The organism is Mesorhizobium sp. M0514, assembly GCF_040321145.1.
Classification (GTDB): domain Bacteria; phylum Pseudomonadota; class Alphaproteobacteria; order Rhizobiales; family Rhizobiaceae; genus Mesorhizobium.
In genome coordinates this window covers 1-17,317 of the sequence record NZ_JAMYQZ010000112.1, presented here as the reverse complement: position 1 = coordinate 17,317, position 17,317 = coordinate 1, and the positions used below count along the sequence as shown (strand labels likewise).

The 17,317-nt window shown below is 63.0% G+C and carries 15 protein-coding genes; 6 read left to right on the top strand and 9 right to left on the bottom strand.

The window, feature by feature from the left end; all coding sequences use genetic code 11:
• The coding region (locus NKI61_RS29235; RefSeq protein ID WP_352841975.1) for a glycine C-acetyltransferase at positions 1-826 on the bottom strand (826 nt) is incomplete at its 3' end.
• A gap of 310 nt (positions 827-1,136) precedes the next feature.
• Here NKI61_RS29235 and NKI61_RS29230 point away from each other — a divergent pair.
• On the top strand, positions 1,137-3,203 hold the full coding sequence (locus NKI61_RS29230; protein ID WP_352841974.1) for a putative bifunctional diguanylate cyclase/phosphodiesterase: 2,067 nt from the start codon (positions 1,137-1,139) through the stop codon (positions 3,201-3,203).
• 21 nt (positions 3,204-3,224) lie between these two features.
• Here NKI61_RS29230 and NKI61_RS29225 read toward each other — a convergent pair whose 3' ends face one another.
• Positions 3,225-3,629, bottom strand: a complete 405-nt coding sequence (locus NKI61_RS29225; protein ID WP_023672921.1) for a MarR family winged helix-turn-helix transcriptional regulator — start codon at positions 3,627-3,629, stop codon at positions 3,225-3,227.
• Between the two features lie 192 nt (positions 3,630-3,821).
• Between NKI61_RS29225 and NKI61_RS29220 the strand changes: the two genes are divergently transcribed.
• Positions 3,822-4,229 (top strand): hypothetical protein, encoded by a 408-nt coding sequence (locus tag NKI61_RS29220; RefSeq protein ID WP_023739255.1) that lies wholly within the window; start codon positions 3,822-3,824, stop codon positions 4,227-4,229.
• A 220-nt stretch (positions 4,230-4,449) separates the two neighbouring features.
• Here NKI61_RS29220 and NKI61_RS29215 read toward each other — a convergent pair whose 3' ends face one another.
• Positions 4,450-6,495 carry an oxidoreductase gene (locus NKI61_RS29215; RefSeq protein WP_023739254.1) on the bottom strand — a complete coding sequence of 682 codons (2,046 nt, stop codon included), beginning with the start codon at positions 6,493-6,495 and terminating at the stop codon, positions 4,450-4,452.
• Between the two features lie 140 nt (positions 6,496-6,635).
• On the opposite strand from NKI61_RS29215, the gene queF reads away from it, so the two are divergent.
• Complete coding sequence (queF, locus tag NKI61_RS29210; RefSeq protein ID WP_023713074.1) at positions 6,636-7,097, top strand: preQ(1) synthase; 462 nt, start codon at positions 6,636-6,638, stop codon at positions 7,095-7,097.
• Positions 7,098-7,316: 219 nt separating this feature from the next.
• Here queF and NKI61_RS29205 read toward each other — a convergent pair whose 3' ends face one another.
• The 4 genes from NKI61_RS29205 to NKI61_RS29190 all read right to left on the bottom strand — a co-directional run bounded on the left by NKI61_RS29205 (position 7,317) and on the right by NKI61_RS29190 (position 11,765).
• Positions 7,317-7,928 carry a hypothetical protein gene (locus NKI61_RS29205; protein ID WP_352515426.1) on the bottom strand — a complete coding sequence of 204 codons (612 nt, stop codon included), beginning with the start codon at positions 7,926-7,928 and terminating at the stop codon, positions 7,317-7,319.
• Between the two features lie 4 nt (positions 7,929-7,932).
• On the bottom strand, positions 7,933-8,412 hold the full coding sequence (locus NKI61_RS29200; RefSeq protein WP_352515425.1) for a DUF3828 domain-containing protein: 480 nt from the start codon (positions 8,410-8,412) through the stop codon (positions 7,933-7,935).
• A 92-nt stretch (positions 8,413-8,504) separates the two neighbouring features.
• Positions 8,505-10,103, bottom strand: a complete 1,599-nt coding sequence (locus NKI61_RS29195; RefSeq protein ID WP_286457695.1) for an ABC transporter substrate-binding protein — start codon at positions 10,101-10,103, stop codon at positions 8,505-8,507.
• A 111-nt stretch (positions 10,104-10,214) separates the two neighbouring features.
• A complete protein-coding gene (locus NKI61_RS29190) occupies positions 10,215-11,765 on the bottom strand; it encodes a trimethylamine methyltransferase family protein (RefSeq protein ID WP_023816270.1) in 1,551 nt (516 codons plus the stop codon).
• A gap of 89 nt (positions 11,766-11,854) precedes the next feature.
• Here NKI61_RS29190 and NKI61_RS29185 point away from each other — a divergent pair, with 89 nt between their 5' ends.
• Positions 11,855-12,757, top strand: a complete 903-nt coding sequence (locus NKI61_RS29185; protein WP_023671586.1) for a LysR substrate-binding domain-containing protein — start codon at positions 11,855-11,857, stop codon at positions 12,755-12,757.
• A 274-nt stretch (positions 12,758-13,031) separates the two neighbouring features.
• On the top strand, positions 13,032-14,885 hold the full coding sequence (gene mutL / locus NKI61_RS29180; protein WP_352514943.1) for a DNA mismatch repair endonuclease MutL: 1,854 nt from the start codon (positions 13,032-13,034) through the stop codon (positions 14,883-14,885).
• Between the two features lie 25 nt (positions 14,886-14,910).
• On the opposite strand, the gene NKI61_RS29175 is transcribed toward mutL, so the two are convergent.
• Positions 14,911-15,468 (bottom strand): hypothetical protein, encoded by a 558-nt coding sequence (locus NKI61_RS29175; RefSeq protein ID WP_352841973.1) that lies wholly within the window; start codon positions 15,466-15,468, stop codon positions 14,911-14,913.
• A gap of 313 nt (positions 15,469-15,781) precedes the next feature.
• Positions 15,782-16,675: a DMT family transporter gene (locus NKI61_RS29170; RefSeq protein ID WP_352514942.1), complete on the bottom strand. Its 894-nt coding sequence runs from the start codon at positions 16,673-16,675 to the stop codon at positions 15,782-15,784.
• Positions 16,676-16,788: 113 nt separating this feature from the next.
• On the opposite strand from NKI61_RS29170, the gene NKI61_RS29165 reads away from it, so the two are divergent.
• The coding region (locus NKI61_RS29165; protein ID WP_352841977.1) for a LysR family transcriptional regulator at positions 16,789-17,317 on the top strand (529 nt) is incomplete at its 3' end.

Genomic DNA, 17,317 nt, shown 5'->3' with positions numbered 1-17,317 from the left:
GCATCAGCGTGTTGGAGAAGAGATAGGGCCGCGAGCGCTGGCGCAGCCAGTCGACCACCTGACTTTTGCCCGAGGTGTAGCCGCCCGAGGCGCCGCCCAGCGCCTTGCCGAGCGTGCCGGTGATGATGTCCACCCTGCCCTCGACGCCGCAATGTTCGGCCGAGCCGCGGCCGTTTTTGCCGACGAAGCCGACGGCATGGCTGTCGTCGACCATGACCATGGCGTCGTATTTTTCCGCGAGGTCGCAGACGCCTTTCAGATTGGCGATGATGCCGTCCATGGAGAACACGCCGTCGGTGGCGATCAGGCGGAAGCGGCAGTCTTTCGCCTCTTTCAGCCGCGCTTCGAGGTCGGCCATGTCGTTGTTGGCATAGCGGAAACGCTTGGCCTTCGACAGCCGCACGCCGTCGATGATCGAGGCATGGTTCAGCGCATCGGAGATGATCGCATCCTCCTCGCCGAGCAGCGTTTCGAACAGGCCGCCATTGGCGTCGAAGCAGGAGCCGTAGAGGATGGTGTCGTCCATGCCGAGGAATGATGAAATCGTTGATTCAAGCTGCTTGTGCTCTTCCTGCGTGCCGCAGATGAAGCGCACCGAGGCCATGCCGTAGCCGTAGCGGTCCAGCGCGCCTTTGGCTGCATCGCGCAATTCTGAGCTGTCGGCGAGGCCGAGATAGTTGTTGGCGCAGAAATTCAGCACCTTGTCGCCGCCGACTTCGATCTCAGCCGACTGGGTCGAGGTGATCACCCGCTCGGATTTGTAGAGCCCGGCGGATTTCAGCCCTTGCAGTTCGTTGTCGATATGGGAGAGGAATGCCGCGCTCATGGATCAGGTCCTGTTGAGATTGGCGCGACTGTCGCGCTACGCGCACTAAAAATCCATCGCAAAAGCGACCGTTTCGGTGGCACGGCGGGCTCAACCCTGGCGCGACCCGATCGCATGGCCCGCATGCTGGAGTAGCAGGCACGCGAATACGGCTATGCCGCGAAAGAACATGATAACCATCTCGGCAGCTTTCGTTTACTGCCGAAGCAACAGTTCCGCCGGCTTCCAGACCTGTTAACCCTTTCAAGCCAATCGTCTTCTCGCCACGAATCCGTGGCAGAATCAGTTCGACCGAGGGGTCACCTAAAATATGTCGCAGCAGCCGGCGCAAACCGTCTCGGGCAAACTCATCCTGCTGATCAAGAGCGGCTATTGGCTGGCGCTGCTGATCATCGCCGCCATGGTGATGGCCTCCTTCATCCTGCTGCAGCAGATGATGGCGGCGCAACAGCACAACCATACTCTGCTCGACATCGTCAGCACCCAGAAGGCGCTGTCGCAGCGCATCGTCTTTTTGACCAGCGCAACCGGCTCCGCCGCGCGTGACAAGCAGCCGGCCCTAGTTGCCGCGCTGAAACAGGCGACCGCCGAGTTCGAGACGAACTACGACCTGCTCCTCAAACAGACGGGAGCCGACCCGCTGTCGCCGGCATTGTCCGACCCAAGGTCGATCGAGAGCGTGCTCTACGGCAAGCCGTTCCACCTCGACTATTTCTCGGTCGGGCTGGTCGCCAATGGCGAAAGGCTGATCTCGTCCTTCGAATCCCAGCTCTCCGGCAATGCCGCCTACAAGGGCGGCGGCGAGCGCGTCAATCTCGATGCTTCCGTCGCCAATGCGACGCTGTCGGGTTATGCCGCGCTCGGCCAACGCATCGCCGCATTCGCCGACGAGCGGTCGGAAAAGCTCCTCGATCTCCACCGCACCTTGTTCTACGCCACCATCGGCGTCATCGTGCTGGTGGCGCTTTTCATCTTCCGGCCGATGTCGAAGGCGATCCTGCGCAAGACCCATGAGCTTGTCGATGCCCGCAACTCGATGGCCTTCATCGCCGTACATGACGGGCTGACCGGCCTGCACAACCGCACCTTCCTGACCGATCACTTCGAAACGCTGATCAAGGGCGCGCATCGCCGGCGTGAAAGGCTGGCGGTGATCCAGCTCGACCTCGACCGGTTCAAGCAGATCAACGACACGCTCGGCCACGCCGCAGGCGACTATGTTCTGGTCGTCACCGCGCAGCGCATGCGTGATTCCTGCCGCGCGTCGGATCTGTGCGCGCGCCTTGGCGGCGACGAATTCGTGATGATCCTCAATGGCGCCGGCGGCCCCGAGGACATCAACATGCTGGCCCGTCGCATCCTGGAGGAGATCAACGAGCCGATTACCTTCCAGGGCACGACCATCCTTCCGGGGGCCAGCGCCGGCATTGCCGTCTATCCCATCGACGCCGACAATGCCGAGGATCTGCTCGTCCACGCCGACCTCGCGCTCTATTCCGCCAAGAAGCTCGGCGGCGGCAGCTTCTCGTTCTTCTCCGAGGAACTCAGGCGCGAACTCGATTACCGCAAGCAGCTCGAGCACGACATCAAGGTCGCCATTTCGGAGAACGCCTTCCAGGTCTATTTCCAGCCGCAGGTGTCGCTGAGCAACGGCGCCATCAGCGGCATCGAGGCGCTGGTGCGCTGGAAGCATGCCGAGCGCGGCATGATTGCGCCGGGCGACTTCATTCCGGTCGCCGAAAAATGCGGCTTCATGCCCGAGATCGGCCGCATAGTCTTTACGAAGGCGATCGAGCAAGCAGCCGAATGGGATCGCGCCGGCATTGCCTTCGGCCGGCTCGCCGTCAACGTGTCCGGCACCGAGCTGCGCGAACCCGACTTCGACCGCTTCCTGTTCGCGACGCTGGAAAAGGCCGGCCTGGCGCCGCAGAAACTGTCGCTTGAAATCGTCGAGTCCGTCATTCTCGACGACGAGAAGACGGGCATCGCGGCGAAGCTGCGCCACATCCGCGCTGCCGGCGTCCATCTTGAGCTCGACGATTTCGGCACCGGCTATGCCTCGCTCAGCCACGTCAATCCCAACGAGATCGACCGGCTGAAGATCGACCGCCGCTTCGTCCAGAACATCAACGAGAATGGCGACAACACCAAGATCGTGCGCGCCATCACCGAGCTGGCGCGCGGTCTCGGCATTTCGATCGTCGCCGAGGGCGCGGAAACCGAAGCCGAGCTCGATTCGCTGATGGCAATCGGCTGCGACCAGGTGCAGGGCTATTCCATCGCCTTCCCGATGCCGCAGGACAAAGCGCGCGAATGGCTGCTGGCGCGCAGCCCGAAGAAAGCCAAGCTGAAGGTGCTTCAGGGCAATTTAGCCTAGACTATTGCCCACCGGTGCCGGTCATTTGGCCGGCGCGACATTCGCCCGCAATGCCGCCAGCACCTCGGCGAACTCCGCCAGCCTGTCGTCCGGCAATCCCGCGCGCAGCCGCTTGTCGAAGATGAGAGCCGCCGCCCGCAGCTTCAGGAACATCGTTTCGCCCGCCTGCGTCAGCTCGACCAGATGAACCCGGCGGTTGTCCGGATCGCGGCGGCGCGTCAGCAAGCCTTGCGCCTCCATGGCGTTGAGATGGTGGGTGAGCGTGGCGCCCTGGATGCCGATCATGCCGGCAAGTTCGCGCTGGTTGGCAAGCTCGCTCGACTTGACCGAAAGCAAGGTCAGCCACACCGGCAGCGTGCCGCCGGCCTCGACCAAAGCGGCGTCAAAGGCCTGCGCCACCAGCTTGGAGGTGCGCGCGAGATTCATGCCGATTGGCGGACGGTCAAAGGGAGTCATGCGCCGACAGTAGAACAAGGCGCCGGCCGATGGAACGCGGCATTATACATTGACATCGAACCATTTGATACCTAACTATCATGCGTGTCGATCTACCGAGTTCATTTTATCCCGCATTCGACAGGAATCCGAGGACGGGCGGCGGGCAAGGAGGAAGCGGTCATGCAATATGTCTACATCGTCGTTATCGGCCTTCACGTCATGGCCGGTGTGTTCTGGGCCGGCACCACCATCACGCTTGCCCGCGACCCCGAGATCAGGGCGGAGCGCTTTATTGGACCGCAAATGGGCTCGGCCGGTATGGTGTTCGTGACCGGCGCCCTGCTCTGGTATCTCTTCCACGGCGCCTATTTCGGCTCGATGGAAATGGTGCTGGCGCTGGGCATCCTGGCCGCCTTCGCCGCTGCCGGCGTTCTCAGCGTCGTCGTCCGCAAGACCAGCCGGCAGCTTGCCGGCGCGGACGCCGCAACGGAAGCGGCGCTGCGCACCAAAATGGCCGGCGGCGAGCGCATCGCCGCCTGGCTTCTGGTACTCACCGTACTTTGCATGGCGACGGCCAGGATGATTTGAGCCCTGCCGCGCGTTGCCTCCCGGTTGAAAAGCATTCCGCATCGTGCGTCGCCTGGCTCTCGGCTGGTGGCGTACGCGGCGCGCAGTTCGGACGGATGTGCAAGGTGGCTCTCCGCACAGAGGTTTGGCTGCGCGCCACCCATCACTTTGATCGATCGAGTTGCGCCCGCCGGAAGGGTGAGATCGAGCTTTGGAACAAGCCGTAGGCCGGCTTGTAGGCTCAAACCCGCAAGCCGAACCTGATGCCGTCATAGATGGCGGCATGGATGTTGCGCGAGGCGACTGCATCGCCGATGCGCAACAGCACGAAGCCGCCTTCGGGGTTGCGTGAAGGAAAAATATCGCCGCCGCCGACCAGCCGCTCGTAATCGACCGCGCCACCATTCTTCGACAGCGGTTTCAGCTGGAGATAGAGATCGTCGAGCGGCGCCGTGCCGTGCTCGACCACCACCTGGTCGACCCGCCTTTCGCCACGCCAGCCATCGGCAAAGTCGGAGGCGAGTTCGGCGACCAGTTGGTTGCCCTCGCGCCGTACCGAGCGCAGCCTGGTGTTGATGGTGATGGTGACGCCCTTCTCCTGGAAGGCGCGCATATAGGGCACGTGGTTCATGCCGCCCATTTCGGGGGCGAAGAAGCGCTCCGGCGAAACCAGCTCCAGTTTTGACCCTGCATTGGCGATCAGCTCCGCCGCGCCCATGCCCTGGTGGCCACCATTGTCGTCGAAGAGCAGCACGTTCTCCGCCGCCTTGATGCTGCCGGCCATGATGTCCCAACTCGACGTGACGAGATTGTCGCCTGATGTCAGCGGCGGGTTCTGTGGCAGGCCGCCGGTGGCGATCACCACCACGTCGGGCGACAGCGCCAGCACTTCGTCCTGCTCGGCCCAGGTGTCGTAGCGGATCCCGACGCCGAGCCGGTCGAGTTCGGCCAGCCGCCAGTCGATGATGCCGATCAACTCCTTGCGGCGCGGGTTCTGCGTTGCCAGCCGAACCTGGCCGCCGGCCTGACCGGAGGCTTCAAGCACCGTGACATGATGGCCGCGTTCGGCCATCACGCGAGCTGCCTCGAGCCCGCCAGCGCCAGCGCCAACGACAACGACGTTCCGCCTGGGCCCTTCGGTCTTCAGGATGATATGCGGAATCTCGGCCTCGCGGCCGGTCGCCGCATTGTGGACACAGAGCGCCTCGCCGCCTTCATAGATACGATCGAGGCAATAGGTGGCGCCGACGCAAGGCCGGATCTCGTGCTCGCGGCCTTCCATGACCTTCTTGATGATGTGCGGATCGGCGATATGGGCGCGGGTCATGCCGACCATGTCGAGCTTGCCGGTGGCGATGGCATGGCGCGCCGTGGCGACATCGGAAATCCGCGCCGCATGGAAGGTCGGGAACTTCGTCGCCGCCCTCACCTCGCCGGCAAAATCGAGATGCGGCGAAGAGCGCATGCCGGCGACCGGGATGACCTTGGTTAGTGCCGCATCGCTCTCGATCGAGCCGCGAATGATGTTGAGGAAATCGACCTTGCCGGAACCGGCCAACCGCCGGGCGATCTCAACGCCCTCCTCCTTCGACAGGCCTTTGTCAAAATCCTCATCGGCGACCATACGGATGCCGACGACGAATTTTTCGCCGACCGCCGCCCGCACGGCATCCAGCACCATGTCGGTGAAGCGCAGCCGGTTGTCGAGCGAACCGCCGAACTCGTCGTCGCGATGGTTGGTGGCCGGCGACCAGAAGCCGTCCATCAGATGGCCGTAGGATTCGAACTCGATGCCGTCGAGGCCGGCGGCCTGGCAGCGCTGCGCAGCGGACGCATAGTCGGCGACGATACGCTCGATGTCCCAGTCCTCGATGGTTTTGGGGAACGCGCGGTGCGCCGGCTCACGCACCGGCGAAGCCGATAGCACCGGCAGCCAGTCGGCCTTGTTCCAGCCGGTGCGGCGACCAAGATGGGTGATCTGGATCATCACCTTGCAGTCATGCTCGTGGCAGGCGTCCGCCAGTTCGGCCAGCCACGGCACGATGCGGTCGTCATAGACATGCAGATTGCCAAAGGCGGCCGGGCTGTCGCGCGAGACGATGGCCGAGCCCGCCGTCATGGTCAGCGCCATGCCGCCCTTGGCCTTTTCGGCATGGTAGAGCCGGTAGCGCTGTTTCGGCATGCCGTCCTCTGAATAGGCCGGCTCGTGGCTGGTCGACATCACCCTGTTCTTCAGCGTCAGGTGTTTGAGCTGGTAAGGCTGGAGAAGCGGGTCGTTGCTGGTCATCATCTTCCTGCCATTCCAGTTTGTGTCGGAGCAGCGAGCGCTGCTCCAGTTCTTGTCTTGAGCATCGAATTTATCCGAAAATCGCTGCACACTTTTTGATCCGATGCTAATGAGCGCGGAAAATCCCCAGGAAAACCACGATGATCGATACCAAAACCCTCACCCAGCTCGGCGCCCACGTCGAGACGCCACAGAGCCCGGAGACCGCGGTCCTGGAGACCGTGCCGTTCCAGCGCGGCGACGGACCGCCGGCGATCGTGCGCTTCACCTGCCCGGAATTCACCTCGCTCTGCCCGGTAACCGGACAGCCGGATTTCGCTCATATCGTCATCGACTACGCACCCGATGCCACCCTTGTGGAATCGAAGTCGCTCAAACTGTTTTTGACTTCGTTTCGCAACCATGGCGCTTTCCATGAAGACTGCACGGTGATGATCGGCCGCCGCATTGTGGCGGCAACGAAGCCGCTGTGGTTGCGCATAGGCGGCTATTGGTATCCGCGCGGCGGCATTCCGATCGATGTCTTCTGGCAGACCGGCGCTCCGCCCGAAGGCGCCTGGTTGCCCGACACCGGCGTTGCCCCCTATCGCGGAAGGGGCTGAAGCTATTTTGCGGAACTTTAGCGGGACAGCGCCCCCCTCTGTCCTGCCGGACATCTCCCGCACACGGGGGGAGATTGGCCGCCACATAGGCTTTAGCTAATCTCAAATGATGCGGAGCGGGCGAGACGCTGGAACTGCTGATCTCCCCCCGTGTGGGGGAGATGTCCGGCAGGACAGAGGGGGGCGCGAAGGATCGCAGGCGCTGACCCTCAATCAACATTATTCGCACTGATACTGGCTGAGCGCCCATTCACCGGTCACCGAAAGCAGATCGGATATCTTCCAGTCGCCGTCGACTTTCCTGAATTTCCATTCAAGGCGATGCGGGTTGCCGGCGACGACGAAGGCGACAATGACCTTGGCCTGGTCGCCATTGATCGCTTCGAGTGTCTTCAGGCTCTTATCGATCTCGGTCTTGTCATAGTCGGCATTGTCGAGCGCCATGTTGGGGTCGAGACATTCTCCCTGCCCGGATGTGCGCAACGCGTCGCTCTTGTCGAGAACGGTTTTTGCCGGGTCGATGAAGTGGCTGCGCTGCGCCGGATCGATCTCCAGTCCCACCTGATCGTAAAATGGCCGCACCACCGCCGTCGGGGATCCCGGCAGAATGGGTGCGGCCGGTGGGGCGTCGGCCGGCGGCCACCCAACCGGCGGTGTCGCCGGTTCCACCGCTGTCCCGGGTGGATTTGCGGGCGGTGCTGCGCCGGCCGGTGCCGTCACGGCCGGCGCATTGGCTGGCGGCGGGCCCAACAGGCCTTGTGCTGCGGCTGCGCTCATACCCACCGACAGCACGCACATGGGCGACAGCGCCAAGGCAACACGGCGGAGCACGGGATCACTCCGGCGCTTTGTCGGGCATGCATTCCAGCGCGCTCAGCGTCCAGCTGCTGGTCTTGGAGGTGATGTCGGCGACCTTCCATTTGCCGTCGATTTTCTTCAGCGACCACACCATTTCGCGTTTGGAATCATCGCCTTCCGCAAAAAGGCTGAAGGTGGCGGTGACTTCGGCCGTATCGCCATTGACGGTCTCGGCCAGCTTCAATGTCTTGGCAATCGACTTCTGGTCGAAATCCTGGGCGTCGAGGCCGGGATCGAAGTCGAGGCAGGCGACTTCGTCGGGCTTGTTCTTCGTTGCCTGGTCGTTGAGATCGAACAGCTTGGTCACCGGCTCGGTGAAGCGGTCGCGGTACTTTGCGTCTCCCTCGAATTTCACTTCAGGCACATAAAAGAACTTGACGGCGTTGGAAGCCGGCCCGGCCAGCACTGTCGCTGGCAAGGCAATCGAAAAGACAGCGGCAAGCACTATCGGTTTCATGCAGGATCTCCGGACGTTTGGCGGCAAGGTGCAATACCAGACATCCTGCATATCGGTTTTTTTGCGGCTCATGAAGCCCCGGCTGCACCGTCTCAGCCATCAAGCCAGACGTTCTGCAGGTCCATCTCGAAGGTCTGGTGGACGCCGTAGTTCTTCACCTTCTTGTTCATGTGGCTGTAGAGCTTCTGCCAGAAGGGTTGAATGATGACGCCGGAATCCTGCAGGATCTGCTCGACATCCTTCATCACCTCACGCCGCTTCTCCACATCGATCAGCGACAGCGCCTGCTTCAGCTTGGCGTCGAAGTCCGGGTTGGAATAGGCCGATTCATTCCAGGCCTCGCCGGTGCGATAACCAAGCGCCAGGACCTGGACGCCAAGCGGGCGCATGTACCAGATGGTCATCGAATAGGGATATTTCGTCCAGTCGTTCCAGAAGGTCGAGCCCGGCAGCACCGTGCGCTTGACCTTGATGCCGGCGTCCCGCAGTTGGCCGGCAATCGCGTCGCCGGTGTTCTTCTGCCAATCGTCCTCGACGGTGATCAGCTCGTGCTCGAAATCGGCCTGCCCAGCGTCGGCCATCAGTTTCTTGGCGCCGGCCGCGTCGCGCGTCTTCTTGGGCAGTGCGAAATATTCAGGATGGATAGGGCTGACATGGTGGTTTTCACCGACCGTCCCTCGCCCGGCATAGCCGAGTTCCAGCACCGCATTGTTGTCGACCGCCATCTGCAGCGCGTTGCGCACCCGCTGGTCGTCATAGGGCTTGTGGGTAACGTTCGTGCGGGCAACCAGCGTGGTTGCCGTCGCAACCTCGGACTTCTCCAGCCCCATCTTATCCAGGATGTCGATGAAGTCGGCCGGCGTCTCGAAATTGAGGTCTATCTCGCCGGATTCGAAGGCGTTGATCGAAGCGTTGAAGTCGGTGCCGTAGTCGATGAACTCGACGCTGTCGAGCGGCGCTTCACCACCCCACCACTTGCCGTTTTCACGACGCTTGACCACCGCCTTCTGGCCGACATCGTAGGAGACCAGTTCGAACGGGCCCGTGCCGATCGGCTTCTTGACCGGATCGGCGCCTTCGGCGTCGAAATTGCGGTGGACGACGAGCGCGGGATAATCGGTGAGGTTCGGGATCAGCGAAATGTCGGGCGCGCTGAGCGTCAGCTTGACCGTATTGTCGTCGACCTTGGCGATCGCGCCTTCCCTGGCCTTGCCCGACTTTTCGTCGATCAGCCCGCCGACGCGAGCGGCCATGGAGTTGCCGGCGACCTTCTTCTCGCACCAGCGGGTAACATTGAAGACCACGTCATCGGCGTTGAAAGCATCGCCATTGTTCCAGGTGATGCCCTTGCGCACATGCAACGTGTATTCCGTGGCGTCGTCATTGATGTCCCAGCTTTCGAGCAGCACTGGCTCGAAGGTGAATTCCCTGGTGTAGCGGACCAGCGGCTCCAGCCAGCAGCGCGAGATGTTGGCGAGTTCCACCCAGTCATAGGTGCGCGGATCTTTTTGGGCCTTGACCGACATCGATATGTGCAGCGTGCCGCCCTTCTTCGGCTCCTCGGCAAAAGCCTGTCCCGGCGCGGCAAGGCCGATCATGCCGTAGGCCAGCGCCGTCGATGCGCCGAACGCACTTGCCAATGCAAGAAACTCGCGCCGGTCCATACGGCCAGCACGCGTCTCTTGCGCCATCGCCTCGATGGCCGTTGGCACGCGATCGCCATTGCTTTTGAAAGTGTCATGTCTTTCTCCCTTGTGGTTCCCATCGGGTCTTCGCCCGTTATCAACTCATTCGTCGTTCTCTTAGCTAACGCTGTCGGGCAGCCTCTCTTCGCGCTGCGCGATAAAGTCCCTGAGGCCCTCGGCAATACCCTCATCGAGTTTCGGCTCTTCATAGTCGGCCAGCATGTTGCGGGCTTTCTCGCGGCCGCGCGTGTCGTGGTCCTTCGCCCCTCCAGCCTTCCATTGTTCGTAGGAGTTGAAATCCATGATGGTGGGCATGAAGAATGCCGACTCGTAATGATCGAGCGTGTGCTGGGTGCCGAGGAAATGGCCCTGCGGCCCGACCTCGCGGATCGCCGCCATGGCCTCCTTGAAGTCGTCGAACGGCAGGCCGCCGGCATATTTGTACCAGCCGACAAGCTGCTCGCAGTCGGTGGCGAATTTCGAATAGCCGCATGTCAGCCCGGCCTCCAACCAGCCGGCGGAGTGCCAGATATAATTGGCGCCGGCGAGGATGGCGGCATGCATCAGCATGTTGGATTCATAGCCGGCCTGGGCGTCGTTGAGCTTGGAGCCGACATGGAAGCCGGAGGTTCGCCAGGGCAGTTTGTATTTCCGCGCCAGCGCGCCCATCAGATACATCATCTGGGCGGCTTCCGGCGTGCCGCCCATCGGCGCGCCGGTCTTCATGTCGACCGTCACCATGAACTGGCCGTAGATTTGCGGCGAACCCGGGCGCAGCAGTTGGGTGAAAGCGACGCCGGCCAGTGCTTCGGCATTGACCTGCGCCACCGCGCCGACGGCCGAGGCCGAAGTCGATGCGCCGCACAGCGCAAAGGGAGCCAGGATCAGCGGCTGATTGCTGCGCGCATAGACCTTCATCGCGTCCAGCATGGTGGCGTCCCACACCAGCGGCGAGTTGCAGTTGGTAATCGACACCAGCACCGGGTTGTCGCGAACGAAATCTTCGCCAAAGACGATGCCCGCCATCGCCATCGTGTCTTCGGCGCGGTCTTTGGAAGTAACGATGCCCATGAACGGCTTGTCGGAATGCTTCAGCGCCGAATGGATGATGTGGAGATGCCGTTTCGGCACCGCGATCTCCATCGGCTCGCAGATGATCGAACTCGACGAATGCAGCGCCGGGGCCATGTAGGCGAGCTTGTGGAAATTGTTGAGGTCTTCAAGCGTGCCATAACGCCGGTTGTTGTCGAGGTCGCGCACGTAAGGCGCGCCATACATCGGCGCGAAGATGGAGTTCTTGCCGCCGACGCGCACGGTGCGCTCGGGATTACGCGCATTGAGGGTGAATTCGGACGGAACCTTCGCGACCAGTTCCATCAGCAGGCCGCGGTCGATGCGGACGCGTGTCTCGGACACGTCGGCGCCCGCCACCTTCCACATGGCGATCGCCTCGTCGTCGCGGAACTCGCAACCGACCTCTTCGAGGATGGCGAGTGACTCCTGGTGGATCAGTTCCACCGCCTCGTCCGGGACCATCTGGTAGGTGGGGATCTCGCGGACCAGCGTCGGGAACGAGGTGACGGGGGCGCTCCTCAGCGCCTTGCGTCCGAGGCGACCGCCGCCGCGGCGGTGGGTTTGCTCGGTCAGTTCAGCGGCCGGTGCGTTCATGGAGCCTCCTCATTCCGTCCAACCAAGTTAGCGAGAGGAAATATGGATGTGATGCTGGAAAATCCTGATCTCTTGTATAAGCTCAGCTTATGCGAAGCCTGCGCCACCTCCTGCCCTCGGCCGGCAGCCTGATCGTCTTCGAGGCGGCGGGCCGGCTGTCGAGCTTCACCGCTGCCGGGCGCGAGCTCGGCATGACGCAGGCCGCCGTCTCCTATGCGGTGCGCGGGTTGGAGGAACAGCTTAGCGCGCAGCTGTTCCAGCGCCGCCACCGCCAGGTCGTCCTGACAGAAGCGGGCGAACGCTTCCATGCCGACGTCTCGCTCGGTCTGTCGCATATCCGCAAATCGGCCGAGGATCTGCGCCTGCAGGCGAGCGGCGGCCATGTCACGCTGGCGGCGTCGACCGCCTTCGGCTCGTTCTGGATGATGCCGCGCCTGCAGCAGTTCCGCGACGAACTGCCGGGCATCGACTTGCGCATCCAGACCGCCGACCGTGATCTCGACATCATCGCCGAGGGCATCCCGCTCGCCGTTCGCGGCGGCGAACCGCGCGACTGGGCCGATTATCATTCGCTGCCGCTGGCCGACGAGGAGATTTTTCCGGTGGTTGGCGCCAGCTATCTCGCGAAATTCGGCATGCCAAGGAGCGTCGCGGAGCTGGCGACGCATCGCCTGATCCACCTCGAGGAGCCCTACCGCGAGGCAGCTAGCTGGGACGAATGGTTCCAGTCTGCGGGCGGCAGGCTCGACAACACCGCGCGCGGCCTGCGCATCAACGATTACGGCCTCGTGATCCAGGGCGTCATGGAGGGCCAGGGCATCGCGCTCGGCTGGCGGCATCTGGCCGAACGGCTCCTGGCGTCGGGGCTGCTGGTGCCGGTGACCGACCATGTGCTGAGAACCGGCAAGGCGTTCTATGTGGTTTGGCCGAAGAACCGGGAGTTGAGCGAGAATGCGCGGAAAGTTAGGGACTGGCTGGCGGCGCAGGCTTGAAATCGGTTGCAGCGTAGTCACTATCGCGGAGTTCCTTCACACCCCCCTCTGTCCTGCCGGACATCTCCCCCGCAAGGGGGGAGATTGGCAGTTCATATGTCGCGTCACCCTTCAAGCATTGAAGATTGGCGAAAGCCGTCGTGACATCTGATCTCCCTCCTTGCGGGGGAGATGGCCGGCAGGCCAGAGGGGGGTGCTGTCCCGCTGGCGTCTCCAATGTCCGGCATTCATTGAAGCCTTCCGCACACCCTTCGAATCCGCCTATAATACCCCCATGCCCATTCGCCAGCTTTCCGAAACGATGATCAACCAGATCGCCGCCGGCGAAGTCATCGAGCGTCCGGCGAGCGTGGTGAAGGAACTGGTCGAAAACGCGCTCGACGCCGGCGCCTCCCGCGTCGAGGTCGTCACTGCCGGCGGCGGGCTGAACCTGATCCGCGTCACCGATGACGGCTCCGGTATCCCCGAACAGGAACTGGCGCTGGCCATTGCGCGCCACTGCACCTCGAAACTTGCCGACAACATTCATGATATCCGCTCGCTCGGCTTCCGTGGCGAGGCGCTGCCGTCGATCGGTTCGGTGGCGCGGCTGTCGATCCGTTCGCGCACGACCGCAGGCGTCGCTGCCGCCGAGATCGCCATCGAAGGCGGCCGCGTTTCGGCGGTCAAACCGGCGGCGGCCAATCGCGGCACAACGGTCGAGGTGCGCGACCTGTTCTTTGCCACGCCGGCGCGGCTCAAATTCATGAAGGGCGAGCGGGCCGAAAGCTCGGCCACCAGCGACGTGGTCAAGCGCATCGCCATCGCCTTCCCCGCCGTGCGCTTCACGCTGGCCGGCTCGGACCGCTCGACGCTGGAATTGCCGGCGACCGATGACAGTACCGAGGGCAGCCTGCGCCGCGTCGCCCAGGTGATGGGCGCCGAGTTTCCCGACAATTCCATCGCTATCGACGCCAGCCGGGACGGCGTGCACCTGACCGGCCACGTCTCGATCCCGTCCTTCACCCGCGCCAACGCGCTGCAGCAATATGCCTATGTCAACGGCCGTCCGGTGCGCGACAAGCTGATTGCCGGCGCCATTCGCGGCGCTTTCGCCGATGTGCTGCCGCGCGACCGGCACGCGGTGACCGTGCTGTTCCTGACGCTCGATCCGGCGACCGTCGACGTCAACGTCCACCCGGCCAAGGCCGATGTGCGCTTTCGCGACCCCGGCCTGGTGCGCGGGCTGATCGTCGGCGCCATCCGCGAGGCTCTGGCCAATGCCGGCATCCGCGCCGCCACCAGCGGTGCCGCCGGAATGATGGCGGCGTTCCGGCCGGGAGCCGCCTCATACGCCCATGCGGGTCCTGCCAACGGTCATCGCAGTTATGACGCGGCCTACCGGGCCTCGGGCTTTTCGGGCTTTGACCGCTCGCCACAGCGGCCGCTGGATATGGGATTTGACGGCGCCGGCTTCCGCGAAAACGACCAGGCTGCATTCGACGCCGGTCCGCTCGCCAGCGCCGATACGCGTGCCGGCTCAGCCGAGCCGGCCGAGACGCTGCTCGGCACCGCGCTGGGCGCCGCCCGCGCGCAGGTCCACGAGAACTACATCGTCGCCCAGACGAGGGATTCGCTTGTCATCGTCGACCAGCACGCGGCGCATGAGCGGCTGGTCTACGAGGCGTTGAAGAATGCCCTGCACTCGCGCGCGGTGCCCTCGCAGATGCTGCTCTTGCCGGAGATCGTCGACCTGCCGGAGGAGGACGCCGAGCGGCTGGCCGTGCATTCCGAAACGCTGGCCCGGTTCGGCCTCGGCATTGAGCGTTTCGGTCCCGGCGCGGTGGCGGTGCGCGAGACGCCGTCCATGCTCGGCGAAACCAATGTCCAGCAATTGGTGCGCGACCTTGCCGATGAGATCGCCGACAACGATACCGTCGAGACGCTGAAAGAGCGGCTGGACAAGATCGCCGCCACCATGGCCTGCCATGGCTCGGTGCGCTCCGGCCGGCTGCTCAAGGCCGAGGAGATGAACGCACTGCTGCGACAGATGGAGGCGACTCCCGGCTCCGGCACCTGCAACCACGGCCGCCCGACCTATATCGAACTCAAGCTCGCCGACATAGAGCGGCTGTTTGGGCGGCGGTGAGCACAAGCCAGGTCAGGCCACACGCTCAATTCACCAACAGGCGATAATCCTTGAACCTATGAGAGAAAACGTAATCCCTTGAGTAACCGGCGCTACCGCCGCGAAAATTCACGGAGATTATCTCGAAGCTTCTCCCAACCTGTTTTTGAACATTCATGTAGATGGGAGTCATCAGCATGCCGGCATCGCAATCGTCGTCATCGAAAGCGATTGCCTGAACGACCTTCTTTTTCTTCTTATCGATGACCCGCAGCTTATTCATGCAGACGAGAAAGCCCGCTTTCTCGTAGACCCCGGCAAATCTGTGGGTTGCTGTCTGCGCCCAGAAGGGAATCTCGACGGTGCCGTCAACCTTCGCCTCACCGGTATCGTCGAGGTTTGCGACCTTCTTCAGCGTGATCGGGAACTTGTCCGAGCCCTTGCTCCAAGTCCCTGTTGCGCCGCTTTCGCCAAGGTCGAGAGAAAACGGACATCCGGTGGTGCCAACGGGCGTTTTCGATCCCATGACCAGCACCCGGTCGAACTCCCTGTCGTCCGCAATCTCGCAAAGGAAGACGCTGGTGCCACTGATCTTGCCGTACACCGCTATCGGGCTTTGCTTCGCGTCGTGGAAATAGCTCCCTCGACCGTAATCCCGCTGCCGAAACTGTCATATCTCTGCAGCGATAGGTGGACGGGGTTAGGTCCGATGGAGCCTTCGTAGTTTTCGACCTGATACCAGCCCGCGGCGGCTTTCCCGGTCAGCAGCAAAACGCAAAAAAATTGCCGATATGAACAGTCTTCCCATTCCGTCCCCCAGTGAAGGCAGCGTACCATAGCTGTCCTTCCTCTGGGTGTCTGCATTCTGATGGAAGCGGTTCTCGGTTTGAGTCCGAAAACAGCTCAAATCATTTGTTTTAACGCTTTAAATTCACCACGATCACGCCGCCCAGCGCCAGGGCGCCGCCGAGGATACCAAGTAGCGTCGGCACTTCGCCCAGCCAGAAGAAGCCGATCAGGGCCGACATGGGCGAGACCAGATAGAGGAAGTTCGACGCGCGCGCTGCCGGGAGGCGCGACAGTGCGGTTGCCCATGCGGCATAGGCGATCAGGCTGGGCACGATGCCAAGAAAGATCACGGCGCCGATACCGGCCGTGTTGGCGGCCGCGGCCTGCGCAAAGCCGCTTGGCAGAAAGGGTGCCAGGCAAAGCGCGCCAAGGATCATGTTGGAGGCCGAAATGGTCAGCGGGTGATGGCGGGCAAAGAGCGGCTTCTGGACGATCGTGTTGATGGCCGAGCACAGCGCGGAGCCAAGAACCAGCAGCGCGCCGGTGTCGAAACTCAAGCCATTGCCGTCGGCCACGGCGATGATGCCGATGCCGGCGAAAGAAATCGCCGTGCCAAACCAGGCCCAGCTTGAGAAGCGCTCGCCCAGCAATGCCATTGCCATGATGGCGGTGAAGATCGGGCTGACATTGATGATGAAACCGGCGGCACCCGCCGACACGGTCAGTTCGCCAAAATTGAGCATGACAGTGTAGAGCGCGACGAAGATGGCGCCGCCAAAGACCAGGCGCCACACTTCGTCGAGCCTCGGCAGCGCCGGGCGCTTGACGGCAAGAAAGATCGCCGCCGGCACCGCGGCAATGGCAAAGCGCAGCGCACCGAGTTCCAGCGGCCCGAAAGCGGCGAGGCCGGCACGGATCGCCGGAAAGGCCGAGGCCCAGCCGACCACCGTCAACGCCACGGCGATGGCCGCCGTGGTGTCCATCCGCTGTGTCGGATTCGACGTGCTGGTCGTTGCGCTCATCTGCCTGTCCTCGGGTTCCCAGAGTGTTGAAAGGCAGAAAGCGCCTTTTCGGCGCGGTTGACAAACGATCAAATCGAGGATCACCTGTGACTGTGGATCACAGCTCAGACACAATGGTGCCGCTCGAGACCCTGCGCGCCTTCGATGCGGCGGCGCGAACGGGGAGCTTTTCGGCCGCGGCCGAGAAGCTCAACATCACCCACGGCGCCGTCAGCCGGCAGATCGCCAAGCTGGAAGACTGGCTGGGCCTGAAAGTGTTCGACCGCGGCGCGCGCGGCGTCTCGCTGACCATCGAGGGCAACCGCCTGCATCTGCGCACGGCGGAAGCCTTTGCGCTGATCTCCAGCCATTCCGACCGCTGGGTCGAGCCGCGCGGAACCGCCGTGGTGCGGCTGACCTCGATACCCTCCGTCAGCGGGCTGTGGCTGATGCCACGCATGGCGGCGCTGGAGAACAATCCCACCAAGCTGCGCATCGTCCTCGACGTCGACATCCGCCAGGCCGACCTTGCCGATGAAGGCATCGACCTGTCGGTCCGCTGCGGCCGCGGCGGCATTCCGGGCCGCATCTCGGTGAAGCTGTTCGAGGAACATGTCTTTCCCGTCGCCGCGCCCGGCCTTGCCCACGAGATCGGTCGCGGCG